The following is a 17,253-nucleotide window of genomic DNA, read 5'->3' as shown; positions in this document are numbered from 1 at the left end:
GGGTCGCCTTGCTACGAGCATAAAAAAACCCGCGCTAAGGCGCGGGTTTTTAGTCTTACTGGGAGATGACTTAACGCAAAACGTCGCCCACCAGTCTACCGCGCAGAGTGATTGCGTTTAGTAGTAGTAGACCGGTGAAACGAGAGGTGCGAATCATTGCGTCATGCTCCAGATGAATGCGTTATGCTTTTAGTGGTACTGGATACGCAGATTGATGTCAACCTTTTCTGAGAAGACAGAGGGGGTAAGTGGCTGGAGAAAGAGAAAGTTCTTTAGTTAATTGTGCTGGCGCTGATCTTTTTTATCGAAGATTATCGTTATGTTGTTTCGTGGGTTTGATAAACTGAATCATATTAAAATGTTTATTTTCATCTGGAAATATTTTTGGGCATCCCATTCATTCCTGTAACATGATGATATTCTGGCGATTAACGACTGTCGTTTTCTGGATTTAAGGATTTTCACCGTTTATTGATGAAGGTTTGTTATGTGATCCAGGTTGTTTTAAACCACAAATTTAAATTTGCTTAAGTAGTCTTGTCTCAAAGTGCTGTTGTCTATTTCCCCTGTTTATGATTAAAATTTGTCTACAAAGCGCCACTTATTGTTTGATGGTTAATTGAACGCAGTTCAGCCGGGTTTAATCCATATCTTACGGGCGTGACTTTATAAATTCCTAATTTTGTCCGTATCTCTTTTTCTGAATGTATATGCGTGTTAAATCATATTTTCAGTATTTATTACTGCACCTAAGAAAAGGACGTTAAGTGTGACAGTGGAGTCAAGTATGATCGTTGAAAAAGAAATCCCGCCTACAGGTTCTGGTCAGGAGCATGCGCGCCTCCAGCTCCGTTCGGTCGATCTCAATTTATTGACCGTTTTTGATGCGGTCATGCAGGAACAAAATATTACACGTGCTGCCCATCTTTTGGGCATGTCACAGCCCGCAGTCAGTAATGCAGTCTCGCGTCTGAAAGTCATGTTTAACGATGAACTGTTTGTGCGCTATGGCCGTGGTATCCAGCCTACCGCCAGGGCCTCTCAGCTGTTCGGTTCTGTTCGACAAGCATTGCAGTTGGTGCAAAACGAGTTGCCAGGTTCAGGATTCGAACCGATTAGCAGTGAGCGTGTGTTTAATCTCTGTGTGTGCAGCCCACTGGATAATGCGTTAACCTCATTAATTCTTAATAATGTGAATAAGGTCGCACCCAATACGCATTTAGTATTTAAGTCTTGCTTAAATCAAAACACTGAACATCAGTTACGCTACCAGGAACTCGAGTTTGTTATTGGCTATGACGAATTCCGCCGTCCTGAGTTTGCCTGTGTGCCATTATTTCGCGATGAAATGGTATTAGTGGCGAGTGCAAACCATCCGCGTCTGCTGGGTCCACTGAAAGAAAGTGATATATATCACGAAGAACATGCTGTCGTTTCCCTGGATCGTTACGCATCATTTAGTCAGCTCTGGTACGATACGGTAGAAAAACAGGCCAGTATCGCTTATCAAGGAATGGCATTAACCAGCGTGCTTAATGTCGTCTCACAGACGGAGCTCGTGGCTATTGCACCACGTTGGTTAGCGGAAGATTTTACGAAGAAATTGAATATTCAAATTCTGCCGCTGCCGATGAAATTAAACAGCCGTACCTGTTTCCTTTCCTGGCATGAAGCTGCGGGCCGGGACAAAGGCCATCAGTGGATGGAAGAGCTGCTGGTATCGGTTTGTCGCCGTTAAACTCCGAGCACGAATAATCTTACCCATAAGCCAGATGTGAAAGCATCTGGTTTATTCTGTTAATGTGATTGATATCGGTATATTCCACTAATATCATTTTTTTTGATGGCCTGTAGTCGGGTTAAAAATGTATGATTACCTGCTATACACCTATTCCTTCGAGTTTTTTCCATAATCCCTCCTTGTTCCTGAAGTATTTCACCATTTATCGCTAATCCATCTTATTTTTCTTCTGTATGGCCCCGTACTGCGGGTCTGGTGGCTGATTGCCTGCCTGATAGGGAGCGGTTATGTTAAGGAAATGCTGTCATTCTAAAATCAACGGGGCGCGATATAACCCTGTTGTATGACGATGCGGAAATGAGTTCCGCCGTCATCAACTAAGCCTGGAGGCAAACCATGGAGATGTTGTCTGGCGCCGAGATGGTCGTTCGATCGTTAATCGATCAGGGCGTAAAGCAGGTATTCGGCTACCCGGGAGGCGCGGTCCTCGATATTTATGATGCATTGCATACTGTGGGGGGAATCGATCATGTTCTGGTTCGCCATGAGCAGGCCGCAGTGCATATGGCAGATGGTCTGGCGCGCGCGACAGGTGAAGTGGGCGTGGTGTTGGTGACGTCCGGTCCTGGTGCGACCAACGCGATTACCGGGATTGCGACCGCCTATATGGACTCGATTCCTTTGGTTATCCTCTCGGGTCAGGTGGCGACCTCGCTGATTGGCTATGATGCGTTCCAGGAATGCGACATGGTGGGTGTGTCCCGCCCGGTGGTAAAACACAGCTTCCTGGTGAAGCAAACCGAAGATATACCTGGCGTGCTGAAGAAGGCTTTCTGGCTGGCGGCCAGTGGACGTCCTGGCCCGGTGGTGGTTGATTTGCCGAAAGATATCCTGAGCCCGGCCAACAAACTGCCGTACAGCTGGCCGGATGAAGTCAGCATGCGTTCGTATAATCCAACCACGACCGGACACAAGGGCCAAATTAAGCGCGCGTTACAGACGCTTATTGCCGCCAAAAAACCGGTGGTGTATGTCGGTGGCGGGGCGATTACGTCGTCCAGTGAAGCCGTGCTGCGTACGCTGATTGAAAAACTGAATCTGCCCGTCGCATCATCGCTGATGGGATTAGGCGCGTTTCCGGCGACGCATCGCCAGGCGCTCGGCATGCTCGGCATGCACGGCACCTATGAAGCCAACATGACTATGCACAACGCCGACGTGATTTTTGCCGTCGGGGTGCGCTTTGACGATCGCACTACCAACAATCTGGCGAAGTACTGCCCGAACGCCACGGTGTTGCACATTGATATCGATCCGACGTCGATTTCTAAAACGGTTTCCGCCGATGTGCCCATTGTGGGTGATGCGCGCCAGGTACTGGAACAAATGCTGGAGTTGCTGGAGCAAGAGTCAACCACACAGCCGCTGGATGATATCCGCGACTGGTGGCAGCAAATCGACCAGTGGCGTGCGCGTCAGTGCCTGAAATACGACACCCAGAGCGAACACATTAAGCCTCAGGCGGTGATTGAAACTATCTGGCGCCTGACGAAGGGCGAAGCGTATGTGACCTCTGACGTGGGTCAGCATCAGATGTTTGCGGCCCTCTATTACCCGTTCGATAAACCGCGTCACTGGATAAACTCCGGTGGCCTCGGCACGATGGGCTTCGGCCTGCCTGCGGCGTTAGGCGTTAAAATGGCGCTTCCGGCAGAAACGGTTATCTGCGTGACCGGCGATGGCAGTATCCAGATGAACATCCAGGAACTGTCGACCGCATTGCAATACGAGCTGCCCGTGCTGGTGCTGAACCTCAACAACGGCTATCTCGGAATGGTGAAACAGTGGCAGGATATGATCTACTCCGGACGCCATTCGCAGTCCTATATGTCCTCGTTACCAGACTTTGTCCGTCTGGCGGAGGCTTATGGTCACGTGGGTATTCGCGTCAGCGAACCTGCTGAACTGGAAGCCCGCCTGAGCGAAGCGCTGGAGCAGGTACGGAACAATCGCCTGGTATTTGTGGATGTCATCGTTGACGGCAGTGAGCATGTCTATCCAATGCACATCCGCGGCGGCGGTATGGATGAAATGTGGTTGAGCAAAACGGAGAGAACCTGATTATGCGCCGGATATTATCAGTCTTACTGGAGAATGAATCGGGTGCTCTATCGCGCGTGATTGGACTGTTCTCCCAGCGTGGCTACAACATTGAAAGCCTGACCGTGGCGCCGACCGACGATCCGACGCTCTCCCGCATGACGATTCAGACCGTCGGTGACGAGAAGGTTATCGAGCAAATCGAAAAGCAGCTGCACAAGCTGGTGGACGTGCTGCGCGTCAGTGAGCTCGGCCAGGGCGCGCACGTCGAACGTGAAATTATGTTGGTGAAAGTGCAGGCCAGCGGTTACGGGCGCGAAGAAGTTAAGCGCAATACCGAGATCTTCCGCGGGCAAATAATCGACGTCACACCGTCTATCTACACCGTTCAACTGGCGGGGACCAGCGATAAACTCGACGCTTTCCTTGCCTCGCTGCGTGATGTGGCGCGAATTGTCGAAGTGGCGCGCTCGGGCGTTGTGGGCCTGTCGCGTGGCGACAAGATAATGCGATAAGCCTGCGTTTCATCTGAAAACCGTAGCCCGACCTTTGATGTCGGGCTTTTTTTTGCGAAATCAGCGGTAAGTGTCAACAAAAGCGGTTGCCGCTGTGCGCATTCTGCGCTTAGATGTTATGGAATTTATTCCATGATTTAACAATGGTTATGGATTGTACATTTTAAGCAAGGGGCAATTGTGAAACTGGATGAAATCGCCAAGCTTGCCGGCGTGTCACGCACCACGGCGAGCTATGTGATCAATGGAAAAGCGAAACAGTATCGCGTCAGCGATAAAACTGTCGAAAAGGTCATGGCTGTTGTGCGCGAGCATAACTATCATCCCAACGCCGTCGCCGCCGGTTTGCGCGCGGGCCGTACCCGTTCCATTGGCCTGGTTATCCCCGATCTTGAAAACACCAGTTATACCCGTATTGCGAATTATCTTGAGCGTCAGGCCCGCCAGCGTGGCTACCAGCTGCTGATTGCCTGCTCTGAAGATCAGCCTGACAACGAAATGCGCTGCATTGAGCATCTGCTCCAGCGTCAAGTGGATGCGATCATCGTGTCGACATCATTACCACCTGAGCATCCGTTTTATCAGCGCTGGGCTAACGATCCCTTCCCGATTGTCGCCCTTGATCGTGCGCTCGATCGCGAGCATTTTACCAGCGTCGTCGGTGCCGATCAGGAAGATGCCGAAGCGCTGGGCGCTGAGCTGCGTAAATTCCCGGCGGACAGGGTGCTCTATCTTGGCGCGCTGCCGGAGCTTTCCGTCAGCTTCCTGCGTGAGCAGGGGTTCCGTAGCGCATGGAAAGATGACCCGCGCGAAGTGAATTTCCTTTACGCGAACAGCTATGAGCGTGAAGCCGCCGCTCAGCTGTTTGAAAAATGGCTGGAAACCCATCCGATGCCACAGGCGCTGTTTACGACCTCTTTTGCGCTGCTTCAGGGCGTGATGGACGTTACGCTTCGTCGAGAAGGGAAACTGCCCTCAGAGCTGGCTATTGCCACCTTTGGCGATCATGAGCTTCTCGACTTCCTCCAGTGCCCTGTTCTGGCCGTGGCGCAGCGTCATCGTGATGTTGCCGAACGCGTGCTTGAAATCGTGCTGGCAAGCCTGGATGAGCCTCGTAAGCCAAAGCCAGGGCTCAGTCGCATTCGCCGTAATCTGTATCGTCGCGGAAGTCTGAGCCGCCGTTAAGTGATAATGGGAAAGGCAAGCGAATCGAATTGCCTTTCCTAATTTCCCTCCAGAAAAAGATGAAAATTCTTATTCAGACAATTCCTTAAGTTTCATCCAATCACTATAAAACTTTCTTTTTAAACAAGCCCAGCGGTATTAATTCAGGTTAATGAAAAGTAAAGAACGGTTTCTTTTGTATTGTTTTGTTACATTCATGTCGCCTTTTGCAGAATTAACAGTCACTTCATTCACGCTCTCACATTTCCTCACGCTTTAAGGGCTCCGGGCTGGCGTAAACAGTTCCAGCAAGGGCTATTAACGCGGAGGAGAATGTCCTAAAATGCCGCGCACGTCGCAAACTGACACTTTATATTTTCACCTTTGTGAAATTGAGTTGTTCTAAAACGTTACGAACCTGTTGGTTTTTTTCTCGCCACTATTCATGACGTTATTTTGCCTCGTTCGCTGGACAGAAATTAATCAAGGCGAATATTGGTGCTTATTATTGAGTTTTCGGACTCTTATGGCATCAGTGCTGGCTTGACAAGCTTTTCCTCCGCTCCGTAAACTCCTTTAGGTGGGGATTTGTGGGCGAAAGTGGAGAAAAGGGGTGAGGCTGGCATGTTCCGTGGAGCTACGTTAGTCAATCTCGACAGTAAGGGGCGTTTAGCCGTCCCAACCCGATACCGGGATTTGCTGCTTGAGAACGCTGCTGGTCAATTGGTTTGCACCATTGACATCCATCACCCATGCCTGCTGCTTTACCCGCTGCCCGAATGGGAAATCATCGAGCAAAAATTGTCGCGACTGTCGAGCATGAACCCCGCAGAACGCCGCGTACAGCGTCTGTTGCTGGGACATGCCAGCGAATGTCAAATGGACAACGCCGGTCGTTTGCTGATTGCGCCGGTTTTACGGCAACACGCCGGACTGACCAAAGAAGTGATGCTGGTCGGACAGTTCAACAAGTTTGAACTGTGGGATGAAACGACCTGGTATCAACGGGTCAAGGAAGATATCGACGCTGAGCAGTCCGCCTCTGGAGAATTGTCGGAGCGGTTGCAGGACTTGTCCTTATAAAATGATGGAAAATTTTAAACATACAACGGTACTGCTGGACGAGGCTGTAAACGGTCTGAACATTCGTCCTGACGGTATCTACATTGACGGCACTTTTGGTCGTGGTGGTCACTCACGCCTGATCCTTTCGCAACTGGGAGCGGAAGGGCAGTTGTTGGCTATCGACAGGGATCCAGAAGCTATCGCTGTGGCGAACGCCATCGATGACTCCCGCTTTTCCATTGTGCATGGACCTTTTTCCGCACTGGCTGATTACGTTAGCGAGCGCGGCCTTACAGGCAAGATCGACGGCATTCTGCTCGATCTTGGTGTCTCTTCACCACAGCTTGACGATGCTGAACGCGGCTTCTCCTTCATGCGTGACGGACCGCTGGATATGCGTATGGATCCCTCGCGCGGCCAGTCAGCAGCCGAGTGGCTGCTGAACGCAGAAGAAGCGGATATCGCTTGGGTTATCAAAACCTTTGGCGAAGAGCGCTTTGGCAAACGTATTGCCCGCGCCATCGTTGAGCGTAATCGCATTGAACCAATGACCCGCACCAAAGAACTGGCGGAAGTCATTGCCGCGGCAATGCCGGTGAAAGATAAATTCAAACATCCTGCGACCCGTACTTTCCAGGCGGTGCGCATCTGGGTGAACAGTGAACTTGAGGAGATAGAGCAGGCGCTAAAAAGCTCGCTCAGCGTGCTTGCCCCGGGTGGGCGGCTCTCCATCATCAGTTTCCACTCGCTGGAAGACCGCATTGTGAAACGTTTTATGCGTGAGCAAAGTCGCGGTCCGCAGGTTCCGGCCGGGTTACCGATGACCGAAGAGCAACTCAGGAAACTGGGTGGCCGTTATCTGCGAGCACTAGGCAAGTTGATGCCGGGCGAACAAGAAGTGGCAGAGAATCCACGCGCTCGTAGTTCAGTGCTGCGTATTGCAGAGAGGACGAACGCATGATCAGCAGAGTGTCAGAAGCCCTAAGCAAAGTGAAAGGGTCGTTAGGAAGCAACGAGCGCCATGCCTTGCCTGGCGTGATCGGCGACGACCTTTTGCGGTTTGGGAAGCTGCCACTCTGCCTGTTCATTTGCATTATTTTGTCGGCAATAACGGTGGTCACGACGGCGCACCATACCCGTTTGCTGACCGCACAACGTGAACAGCTGGTTCTGGAACGCGATGCTCTGGATATTGAGTGGCGTAACCTAATCCTTGAAGAGAATGCACTCGGCGACCATAGCCGGGTTGAGCGGATCGCCACGGAGAAGCTGCAAATGCAGCATGTCGATCCTTCCCAGGAAAACATCGTTGTACAAAAATAAGGATTATCACGACGCATGAAAGCAGCGGCAAAGACGCTTAAACCAAAACGTCAGGAAGCACAGGCCAACTTTATCAGTTGGCGTTTTGCGTTGCTTTGCGGCTGTATTTTGCTGGCGATGGCGTTCCTGCTGGGTCGTGTAGCATGGTTGCAGATAATCAACCCTGACATGCTGGTGCGTCAGGGCGATATGCGCTCCCTGCGCGTGCAGGAAGTCACTACCTCGCGCGGTATGATAACCGACCGCTCTGGCCGCCCACTGGCGGTGAGTGTGCCGGTGAAGGCTATCTGGGCCGATCCGAAAGAATTGCATGATGCAGGCGGTGTCAGCATCGATAATCGCTGGAAAGCATTGGCTGATGCGCTGAACATGCCGCTCGATCAGCTGGCTGCGCGTATCAATACCAATCCGCGGATGCGCTTTATCTATCTGGCGCGTCAGGTCAACCCTGACATGGCCGACTACATCAAAAAGCTCAAGCTGCCAGGGATTCATTTACGTGAAGAATCTCGTCGTTACTATCCATCCGGAGAAGTGACCGCTCACCTCATCGGTTTTACTAACGTTGATAGCCAGGGTATCGAAGGCGTCGAAAAGAGTTTTGATAAATGGCTGACCGGCCAGTCGGGCGAGCGTATCGTGCGTAAAGACCGCTACGGTCGCGTGATTGAAGATATCTCCTCGACAGACAGTCAGGCCGCACACAATCTGGCGTTGAGCATTGACGAACGCCTGCAGGCTCTGGTTTATCGCGAACTGAATAACGCCGTGGCGTTTAACAAAGCGGAATCCGGTAGCGCGGTGCTGGTGGATGTCACCACGGGCGAAGTGCTGGCGATGGCCAACAGCCCCTCCTATAACCCGAATAATCTGACCGGTACGCAGAAAGACATTATGCGTAACCGCACCATTACTGACGTGTTCGAACCCGGTTCGACTGTTAAACCGATGGTGGTGATGACCGCACTGCAACGCGGTATCGTCAATGAAAACACGGTCCTGAACACTATTCCATACCGAATTAACGGCCACGAAATCAAAGACGTGGCGCGCTACAGCGAATTAACCCTGACCGGGGTACTACAGAAGTCGAGTAACGTCGGTGTCTCCAAGCTGGCGTTAGCGATGCCGTCCTCAGCGTTAGTAGATACTTACTCACGTTTTGGACTGGGAAAAGCGACCAATTTGGGGTTGGTCGGAGAACGCAGTGGCTTATATCCTCAAAAACAACGGTGGTCTGACATAGAGAGGGCCACCTTCTCTTTCGGCTACGGGCTAATGGTAACGCCGTTACAGTTAGCGCGAGTCTACGCAACGATTGGCAGCTACGGGGTCTATCGCCCGCTGTCGATAACCAAAGTTGATCCTCCGGTTCCCGGTGAGCGTATCTTCCCGGAACCTATCGTTCGTACCGTGGTTCACATGATGGAAAGCGTGGCGCTGCCTGGCGGCGGCGGCGTGAAGGCGGCCATCAAAGGCTACCGCATCGCGATTAAAACCGGTACAGCGAAGAAAGTGGGTCCAGACGGTAAGTACATCAACAAATACATTGCTTATACCGCGGGCGTTGCGCCAGCCAGCCAGCCGCGTTTTGCGCTGGTGGTGGTGATTAACGATCCGCAGGCAGGGAAATACTACGGCGGTGCCGTTTCCGCGCCGGTGTTTGGTGCCATCATGGGCGGCGTTCTGCGCACCATGAACATTGAACCGGATGCGCTGGCAACGGGCGAGAAAAGTGAATTTGTGACGAATCAAGGCGAGGGAACAGGTGGCAGATCGTAATTTGCGCGACCTTCTTGCTCCGTGGGTGCCAAATGCACCGGAGCGGGTACTGCGAGAGATGACACTCGACAGCCGTGTAGCGGCGTCGGGCGACCTTTTCGTGGCTGTTTTAGGTCATCAGGCGGACGGGCGTCGATATATCCCGCAGGCGATAGCGCAAGGTGTAGCTGCCATTATTGCTGAAGCAAAAGATGAAGCTGCGGATGGTGAAATCCGCGAAATGCACGGCGTGCCGGTCATCTATCTCAGCCAGCTCAACGAACGTTTGTCCGCCCTGGCGGGACGTTTCTACAACCAGCCTTCAGAACAACTGCGCCTGGTCGGCGTGACCGGGACTAACGGCAAAACCACCACCACACAGCTTCTGGCGCAATGGGCGCAGCTGCTCGGTGAAACCAGCGCCGTGATGGGCACCGTGGGCAATGGCCTGCTGGATAAAGTCATTCCAACCGAAAACACCACCGGTTCTGCGGTCGACGTACAGCATGTGCTGTCTGGCCTGGCGGGGCAAGGTGCCACGTTTGCGGCGATGGAAGTTTCTTCTCACGGCCTGGTTCAGCATCGCGTATCGGCGCTGAAATTTGTCGCCTCGGTGTTTACCAATCTCAGCCGAGATCATCTTGATTACCACGGTGACATGGAGCACTACGAAGCGGCGAAGTGGATGCTTTATTCCACGCACCATTTCGGTCAGGCGATTATTAACGCCGACGATGAAGTGGGCCGTCGCTGGCTGGCAAAACTGCCGGACGCCGTCGCGGTGTCGATGGAAGACCACATTAATCCGAACTGTCATGGCCGCTGGCTGAAAGCCACTGCGGTGAACTACCACGACAGCGGGGCGACCATTCACTTCGATTCCAACTGGGGCGAAGGCGAAATAGAAAGCCGTCTGATGGGCGCGTTTAACGTCAGCAATCTGCTGCTGGCCCTGGCGACTCTGCTGGCGCTGGATTACCCGCTGGCTGATCTGCTGAGATCTGCGGCGCGTTTGCAGCCAGTTTGCGGCCGCATGGAAGTGTTCAGCGCGCCAGGAAAACCGACCGTAGTGGTGGATTATGCCCACACGCCGGATGCTCTGGAAAAAGCGCTCGAAGCCGCACGACTGCATTGCACCGGTACGCTGTGGTGCGTATTTGGCTGCGGCGGCGATCGCGACAAAGGCAAGCGCCCGCTGATGGGTGCCATTGCTGAACAGTTCGCGGATATCGCCGTGGTAACGGACGACAACCCCCGAACCGAAGAGCCGCGCGCCATCATCAACGATATTCTCACCGGAATGCTTGATGCAGGCCGGGCGAAAGTGATGGAAGGCCGTGCGGAAGCCGTGACTGCCACCATCATGCAGGCCAAAGAGAACGATGTCGTGCTGCTGGCCGGTAAAGGTCACGAAGATTACCAAATCGTTGGCAATCGCCGTCTCGACTATTCCGACCGCGTCACCGCGGCGCGTCTGCTGGGAGTCGTCGCATGATTAGCCTTCCACTGAGCCAAATCGCTGAGATCCTTAACGGCGAGCTGTTGGGCCAGGACACCACGATTGATGCTGTGACCACGGATACCCGCAAAATCACGGCGGGCTGCCTGTTTGTGGCCCTCAAAGGTGAGCGTTTCGATGCCCACGATTTTGCCGAACAGGCCAAAGCTGCTGGCGCAGGTGCACTGCTGGTGAGCCGTAAACTGGACTGTGATTTACCGCAGGTGGTGGTGAAAGACACCCGCCTGGCGTTTGGCGAGCTGGCAGCCTGGGTGCGTCAGCAGGTGCCAACGCGCGTTGTCGCATTAACCGGTTCTTCCGGTAAAACCTCGGTGAAAGAGATGGCGGCATCCATTCTCAGCCAGTGTGGCAACACGCTGTACACCGCAGGCAATCTGAATAATGACATCGGTGTGCCAATGACGCTGCTGCGTCTGACCCAGGAACACGAATTCGCGGTGATTGAATTAGGCGCGAACCATCAGGGCGAAATTGCCTGGACCGTCGACCTGACGCGTCCGGAAGCCGCACTGGTGAATAACCTGGCGGCGGCGCATCTGGAAGGCTTCGGCTCGCTGGCGGGTGTTGCCAAAGCGAAAGGTGAAATATACAGCGGGCTACCGCTGAACGGCATCGCGATTATGAACGCCGACAATAACGACTGGCTGAACTGGCAGAGCGTGATTGGCGATCGCAAGGTGTGGCGCTTCTCGCCGAATGCGGCGAACAGTGATTTCACTGCCAACAACATTCACGTCACCAGCCACGGCACCGAATTCACGCTGCAGACTCCGGTTGGCAACGTCGACGTGTTGCTGCCGCTGCCTGGCCGTCACAACATCGCCAATGCGCTGGCCGCAGCGGCGTTGACGATGGCGGTCGGTGCTGATTTAGCGGCAGTGAAGGCCGGTCTCGCCACGCTGAAAGCCGTGCCGGGCCGTCTGTTCCCGATTAAACTGGCCGAAAACCAGCTTCTGCTTGATGACTCCTACAATGCCAACGTCGGTTCAATGACCGCAGCGGCGCAGGTGCTTTCTGAAATGCCCGGCTTCCGCGTGATGGTCGTTGGCGACATGGCAGAGCTCGGCGACGAAAGCGAAGCCTGCCATAACCAGGTGGGTGAAGCGGCGAAAGCGGCGGGCATCGACTGCGTCATCAGCGTTGGTACCCTCAGTAAAACGATTAGCGATGCCAGCGGCGTTGGCGAGCATTTTGCCGACAAGCCAGCAGCGATTTCACGTCTGAAAACGCTTATCGAAGAGCATCAGATTATTACCATTTTAGTGAAAGGTTCACGTAGCGCTGCCATGGAAGAGGTGGTTCGCGCTCTACAGGAGAACGGAACATGTTAGTTTGGCTGGCCGAACATTTGGTCAAATATTACTCAGGCTTTAACGTCTTTTCCTATCTGACGTTTCGCGCCATCGTCAGCCTGCTGACCGCGCTGTTCATCTCCCTGTGGATGGGCCCGCGTATGATTGCCCGTCTGCAAAAATTAGCGTTTGGCCAGGTCGTACGTAACGACGGCCCGGAGTCGCATTTCAGTAAACGCGGCACGCCGACCATGGGCGGGATCATGATCCTGACCGCAATTGTGGTGTCTGTTCTGCTGTGGGCTTACCCATCGAACCCATACGTCTGGTGCGTGCTGGTGGTGCTGGTGGGTTACGGCATCATCGGCTTCGTCGATGACTACCGCAAAGTTGTGCGTAAAGACACCAAAGGCCTGATTGCCCGCTGGAAATACTTCTGGATGTCGGTGATTGCGCTGGGCGTGGCCTTCGCGCTTTACATGGTCGGAAAAGATACGCCAGCCACCGAGCTGGTTGTGCCGTTCTTTAAAGACGTCATGCCGCAACTCGGCATCTTCTACATCGTGTTGGCCTACTTCGTGATTGTCGGCACCGGCAACGCGGTAAACCTGACGGACGGCCTCGACGGTCTGGCGATTATGCCAACGGTCTTCGTGGCGGCGGGCTTCGCGCTGGTGGCGTGGGCTACCGGTAACATGAACTTTGCCAACTACCTGCACATTCCATATTTACGCCATGCCGGTGAGCTGGTGATCGTCTGTACGGCGATCGTCGGAGCCGGTTTAGGTTTCTTGTGGTTCAACACCTACCCGGCTCAGGTCTTCATGGGCGACGTGGGCTCTCTGGCGCTGGGCGGCGCGCTCGGCATTATCGCCGTGCTGCTGCGTCAGGAATTCCTGCTGTTAATCATGGGCGGTGTGTTTGTGGTTGAAACCCTGTCGGTCATTTTGCAGGTCGGCTCCTTTAAGCTGCGCGGTCAGCGCATCTTCCGTATGGCGCCAATTCATCACCACTATGAACTGAAAGGCTGGCCGGAACCGCGCGTGATTGTGCGATTCTGGATTATCTCGCTGATGCTGGTCCTGATTGGCCTGGCAACGCTGAAGGTGCGTTAATGATGACTGATTACCAGGATAAAAACGTTGTCATCATCGGCCTGGGAATGACCGGGCTTTCCTGTGTCGATTTCTTTCTCGCGCAGGGCGTGACGCCGCGCGTGATGGATACCCGCGCAACACCACCAGGGCTCGATAAACTGCCGGAAGAGGTGGAATGTTTTGTCGGCGGCCTGAATGATGACTGGCTGCTGGCGGCGGATTTGATTGTCGCCAGTCCTGGTATGGCTCTGGCTCACCCATCGTTGAACGCGGCTGCAGATGCGGGCGTCGAAATCGTGGGTGACATCGAACTGTTCTGCCGTGAAGCGCAGGCACCGATTATTGCCATTACCGGTTCGAACGGTAAAAGCACCGTCACCACGTTGGTAGGCGAAATGGCGAAAGCTGCGGGTGTGAACGTCGGCGTGGGCGGCAACATCGGCCTGCCGGCGTTAATGCTACTGGACGTTTCGCGCGAACTGTACGTGCTTGAGCTTTCCAGCTTCCAACTGGAAACGACCTCCAGCCTGAAAGCGGTGGCCGCGACGATCCTCAACGTTACCGAAGATCATATGGACAGATATCCGTTTGGCTTGCAGCAGTATCGCGCCGCCAAATTGCGGGTCTATGAAAATGCAAAAACCTGTGTGGTGAACGCCGATGATGCGTTGACCATGCCGGTTCGCGGCGCCGATGCGCGCTGCGTCAGTTTCGGCGTCAACATGGGTGACTATCACCTCAATCGCCAGCAGGGCGAAACCTGGCTGCGCGTAAAAGGCGAGAAAGTCCTGAACGTTCGCGAGATGAAACTGACGGGGCAGCACAACTACAGCAACGCCCTGGCGGCGCTGGCTCTGGCGGATGCCGCTGGTTTGCCGCGTGCCAGCAGCCTGAAAGCGCTGACCACGTTTACCGGTCTGGCGCACCGTTTCCAGTTAGCGCTGGAGCATAACGGCGTGCGCTGGATTAACGATTCGAAAGCGACCAACGTCGGCAGCACCGAAGCGGCGCTAAACGGCTTACATGTTGATGGCACGCTGCATCTGCTGCTGGGCGGCGACGGTAAGTCTGCCGATTTCTCCCCGCTGAAGACCTGGCTGAAAGGCGACAACGTGCGTCTGTGGTGCTTTGGTCGCGATGGTGATGCGCTGGCGGAACTGCGTTCTGACGCTGCCGTTCGTACTGAAACAATGGAAGAAGCAATACGTCTGATTGCTCCGCAACTGAAACACGGCGACATGGTCCTGCTCTCTCCGGCCTGTGCCAGCCTTGATCAGTTTAAGAATTTTGAACAGCGCGGGGATGTATTTACCCGCCTGGCGAAGGAGCTCGGTTAATGCGTTTATCTTTCCCACGCCTGAGAATGCCCCATATGCCGGGATCCGGAATCCTGGTATGGCTGTTTGCGGCATTAAAAGGTTGGGTGATGGGCTCCCGGCAGCAGGATACCGACAGTCTGGTCATGTACGATCGCATGCTGCTGTGGCTGACCCTGGGCCTGGCAGCCGTCGGTTTTATTATGGTGACCTCAGCGTCAATGCCAGTGGGCCAGCGTCTGGCGAACGATCCGTTCCTGTTCGCTAAACGAGACGGTTTGTACATCGTCCTGGCGTTCTGTCTGGGCCTGGTCACGCTGCGTTTGCCGATGGCATTCTGGCAGCGCCACAGTACCGCAATGCTGATAACGGCGATCGCGATGCTGTTGATTGTACTGGTTGTCGGCAGCTCGGTTAACGGTGCATCGCGCTGGATTGCCTTTGGCCCGCTGCGTATTCAGCCTGCGGAATTTACCAAGCTGTCGCTGTTCTGCTACATCGCTAACTACCTGGTGCGTAAAGGCGATGAGGTACGAAACAACCTGCGCGGCTTCTTAAAACCGATGGGCGTGATATTCGTGCTGGCGATCTTACTGCTGGCACAGCCGGATCTCGGTACCGTGGTGGTGCTGTTCGTGACGACCCTGGCGATGCTGTTCCTCGCCGGGGCCAAGCTCTGGCAGTTCATCGCAATTATCGGTATGGGAATGTCGGCGGTTGTCCTGCTGATCCTTGCCGAGCCGTACCGTATTCGTCGCGTCACTTCCTTCTGGAACCCATGGGAAGATCCGTTTGGCAGCGGTTACCAGCTGACCCAATCCCTGATGGCCTTTGGCCGCGGTGAGATGTGGGGGCAGGGCCTTGGCAACTCGGTACAGAAACTCGAGTATTTACCTGAAGCGCACACCGACTTCATCTTTGCCATCATCGGCGAAGAACTGGGCTATATCGGTGTGGTCCTTGCTCTTTTAATGGTATTCTTCGTCGCTTTCCGCGCCATGTCCATTGGCCGCAAGGCGCTGGAGATGGACCAGCGTTTCTCAGGTTTCCTGGCGTGTTCGATTGGTGTGTGGTTCAGCTTCCAGGCGTTAGTTAACGTCGGTGCGGCAGCGGGTATGTTGCCAACCAAAGGTCTGACGCTGCCGCTCATCAGTTACGGTGGTTCCAGTCTGCTGATTATGTCGACGGCCATCATGTTCTTGTTACGCATTGATTATGAAACGCGTCTGGAAAAAGCGCAGGCGTTTACACGGGGTGTTCGATGAGTGGTCAGGCTAAGCGGTTGATGGTGATGGCGGGTGGTACCGGTGGACACGTGTTCCCTGGGCTGGCCGTTGCGCACCATCTGATGGATCAGGGCTGGCAGATTCGCTGGCTCGGTACCGCCGATCGTATGGAAGCGGACTTAGTGCCGAAACACGGGATCGACATTGATTTCATTGAGATCTCCGGTTTGCGCGGAAAAGGTCTCAAGGCAATGCTTTTTGCGCCGATACGTATCTTCAACGCCTGGCGTCAGGCACGCGCAATTATGCAGCGTTTTCAGCCAGATGTGGTGCTTGGAATGGGTGGGTATGTCTCAGGTCCGGGTGGCCTGGCGGCGTGGTCGCTGGGAATTCCTGTGGTGCTGCATGAGCAAAACGGCATTGCCGGGCTGACCAACAAATGGTTGTCGAAAATTGCCAAAACCGTGATGCAGGCGTTTCCGGGGGCATTCCCGAACGCCGAAGTGGTAGGCAACCCGGTACGCACTGACGTGCTGGCGCTTGCGCTACCTGAACAGCGTCTGGCCGGGCGTGAAGGCGAAATTCGCGTACTGGTCGTTGGGGGCTCTCAGGGCGCTCGCGTATTGAATCTGACGATGCCGCAGGTCGCCGAAAAGCTGGGCGATAGCGTAACCATCTGGCATCAGAGTGGCAAGGGTGGGCAGCAGACCGTGGAGCAGGCGTACGCCGATGCCGGTCAGCCGCAGCACAAGGTCACTGAATTTATTGACGATATGGCCAAAGCTTACGCCTGGGCCGATGTCGTGGTTTGCCGCTCCGGCGCGCTGACGGTAAGCGAAATTGCCGCCGCCGGGCTGCCCGCGATTTTTGTACCGTTCCAGCATAAAGACCGACAGCAGTACTGGAATGCGCTGCCATTGGAAAAAGCAGGCGCCGCGAAGATTTTTGAGCAGCCGCAATTTACCGCGGATGCCGTTGCCAGCACCCTTGCGGGCTGGGACAGAAAGACATTGCTGGAGATGGCCGAGCGCGCACGTGCCGCCGCCATCCCGGATGCTACCGAGCGTGTAGCGCAAGCAGTCAGCCTGGCAGCTCAGGCTTAATCATCGCAGCGCCTTTTGCGCTGCACGAATT

At 54.3% G+C, this 17,253-nt stretch carries 15 protein-coding genes; 14 read left to right on the top strand and 1 reads right to left on the bottom strand.

Annotated elements, in window-relative coordinates; genetic code table 11:
- Positions 1-70 precede the first annotated feature (70 nt).
- Positions 71-157 (bottom strand): leu operon leader peptide, encoded by an 87-nt coding sequence (gene leuL / locus MUU47_RS23485; protein ID WP_159771633.1) that lies wholly within the window; start codon positions 155-157, stop codon positions 71-73.
- A gap of 630 nt (positions 158-787) precedes the next feature.
- On the opposite strand from leuL, the gene leuO reads away from it, so the two are divergent.
- The 14 genes from leuO (at position 788) to murG (ending at position 17,222) form a co-directional block, all read left to right on the top strand.
- The gene (leuO, locus tag MUU47_RS06515; protein ID WP_258987375.1) at positions 788-1,738 is read left to right on the top strand and encodes a transcriptional regulator LeuO; all 951 of its coding nucleotides are present in this window, start codon (positions 788-790) and stop codon (positions 1,736-1,738) included.
- 399 nt (positions 1,739-2,137) lie between these two features.
- A complete protein-coding gene (gene ilvI / locus MUU47_RS06510) occupies positions 2,138-3,862 on the top strand; it encodes an acetolactate synthase 3 large subunit (protein WP_258987374.1) in 1,725 nt (574 codons plus the stop codon).
- 2 nt (positions 3,863-3,864) lie between these two features.
- Complete coding sequence (gene ilvN, locus MUU47_RS06505) at positions 3,865-4,356, top strand: acetolactate synthase small subunit (RefSeq protein WP_097162857.1); 492 nt, start codon at positions 3,865-3,867, stop codon at positions 4,354-4,356.
- A gap of 180 nt (positions 4,357-4,536) precedes the next feature.
- Positions 4,537-5,541 carry a catabolite repressor/activator gene (cra, locus tag MUU47_RS06500; protein ID WP_258987373.1) on the top strand — a complete coding sequence of 335 codons (1,005 nt, stop codon included), beginning with the start codon at positions 4,537-4,539 and terminating at the stop codon, positions 5,539-5,541.
- Between the two features lie 603 nt (positions 5,542-6,144).
- The gene (mraZ, locus tag MUU47_RS06495; protein ID WP_110510758.1) at positions 6,145-6,603 is read left to right on the top strand and encodes a division/cell wall cluster transcriptional repressor MraZ; all 459 of its coding nucleotides are present in this window, start codon (positions 6,145-6,147) and stop codon (positions 6,601-6,603) included.
- Between the two features lies 1 nt (position 6,604).
- On the top strand, positions 6,605-7,546 hold the full coding sequence (gene rsmH, locus MUU47_RS06490; RefSeq protein ID WP_110510759.1) for a 16S rRNA (cytosine(1402)-N(4))-methyltransferase RsmH: 942 nt from the start codon (positions 6,605-6,607) through the stop codon (positions 7,544-7,546).
- Positions 7,543-7,908 (top strand): cell division protein FtsL, encoded by a 366-nt coding sequence (gene ftsL / locus MUU47_RS06485; RefSeq protein WP_110510760.1) that lies wholly within the window; start codon positions 7,543-7,545, stop codon positions 7,906-7,908. Before rsmH ends, ftsL begins: the two co-directional genes overlap by 4 nt.
- Positions 7,909-7,923: 15 nt before the next feature.
- The gene (ftsI, locus tag MUU47_RS06480; RefSeq protein WP_258987372.1) at positions 7,924-9,690 is read left to right on the top strand and encodes a peptidoglycan DD-transpeptidase PBP3; all 1,767 of its coding nucleotides are present in this window, start codon (positions 7,924-7,926) and stop codon (positions 9,688-9,690) included.
- Positions 9,677-11,164, top strand: coding sequence for a UDP-N-acetylmuramoyl-L-alanyl-D-glutamate--2,6-diaminopimelate ligase (gene murE, locus MUU47_RS06475; protein WP_258987371.1), 1,488 nt, complete (start codon positions 9,677-9,679; stop codon positions 11,162-11,164). Before ftsI ends, murE begins: the two co-directional genes overlap by 14 nt.
- Positions 11,161-12,519, top strand: coding sequence for a UDP-N-acetylmuramoyl-tripeptide--D-alanyl-D-alanine ligase (gene murF, locus MUU47_RS06470; protein WP_258987370.1), 1,359 nt, complete (start codon positions 11,161-11,163; stop codon positions 12,517-12,519). Before murE ends, murF begins: the two co-directional genes overlap by 4 nt.
- A complete protein-coding gene (gene mraY / locus MUU47_RS06465; RefSeq protein ID WP_110510764.1) occupies positions 12,513-13,595 on the top strand; it encodes a phospho-N-acetylmuramoyl-pentapeptide-transferase in 1,083 nt (360 codons plus the stop codon). Before murF ends, mraY begins: the two co-directional genes overlap by 7 nt.
- A gap of 2 nt (positions 13,596-13,597) precedes the next feature.
- Positions 13,598-14,914 (top strand): UDP-N-acetylmuramoyl-L-alanine--D-glutamate ligase, encoded by a 1,317-nt coding sequence (gene murD / locus MUU47_RS06460; RefSeq protein ID WP_258987509.1) that lies wholly within the window; start codon positions 13,598-13,600, stop codon positions 14,912-14,914.
- Positions 14,914-16,158, top strand: coding sequence for a cell division protein FtsW (ftsW, locus tag MUU47_RS06455; protein ID WP_159761051.1), 1,245 nt, complete (start codon positions 14,914-14,916; stop codon positions 16,156-16,158). The genes murD and ftsW overlap by 1 nt, the downstream gene beginning before the upstream one ends.
- Positions 16,155-17,222: an undecaprenyldiphospho-muramoylpentapeptide beta-N-acetylglucosaminyltransferase gene (murG, locus tag MUU47_RS06450; RefSeq protein ID WP_258987368.1), complete on the top strand. Its 1,068-nt coding sequence runs from the start codon at positions 16,155-16,157 to the stop codon at positions 17,220-17,222. Before ftsW ends, murG begins: the two co-directional genes overlap by 4 nt.
- The last annotated feature ends 31 nt before the right edge of the window (positions 17,223-17,253 follow it).

Source organism: Scandinavium hiltneri, assembly GCF_024764835.1.
GTDB classification, from domain to species: domain Bacteria; phylum Pseudomonadota; class Gammaproteobacteria; order Enterobacterales; family Enterobacteriaceae; genus Scandinavium; species Scandinavium hiltneri.
The sequence above is the reverse complement of the archived record's forward strand: the minus strand, read 5'-3'. Positions and strand labels throughout refer to the sequence as shown.